This is a genomic window from Streptomyces sp. B1866, from assembly GCF_031932565.1.
Classification (GTDB): domain Bacteria; phylum Actinomycetota; class Actinomycetes; order Streptomycetales; family Streptomycetaceae; genus Streptomyces.
Map to the genome: position 1 here is coordinate 1 of NZ_JAVSCF010000627.1, position 430 is coordinate 430.

Genomic DNA, 430 nt, shown 5'->3' on the forward strand with positions numbered 1-430 from the left:
CTACCCCCAGTTGCTGGCCTTCGCCCAGGCGAAGTACGGCCCGACCGCGCTGCATGCCGACGCCTGTATGGATTTCGTCAACTTCGCCATCGACATCGTCAACGGCCACAACAAGACGGCCCGGATCTGGAACGACGGGCTGGCCGACAGCTTCGTCAAGCCACGCCGCGGCGCCGTCGTGGAGTGGTGGCGGCCCGAGATACCCATCGTGCAGCCCAACCTGTACCCGCCCCAACGGCTTCTCGACGAGGGCCACCCCATCGTCAACTGCGGCTGGTACCCCACCTACGACGCCGGCTGGGGCAAGCAGAAGGCGCTCGCCTCCGCCTACCAGCGCTGGGAACCGCACCAGTTCGTCCTCGGCGGCACCTTGTTCCCCTTCGAGGACGACGGACCGCTGTTCCCCGTGCCTCCCTTCCTCCAGGAAGTC

Annotated in this window: 1 pseudogene; it reads left to right on the forward strand. The window is 67.0% G+C overall.

The features are described from left to right. Positions 1 to 430 (forward strand): annotated as a pseudogene (locus RKE29_RS30510) (hypothetical protein); the annotation flags it as partial.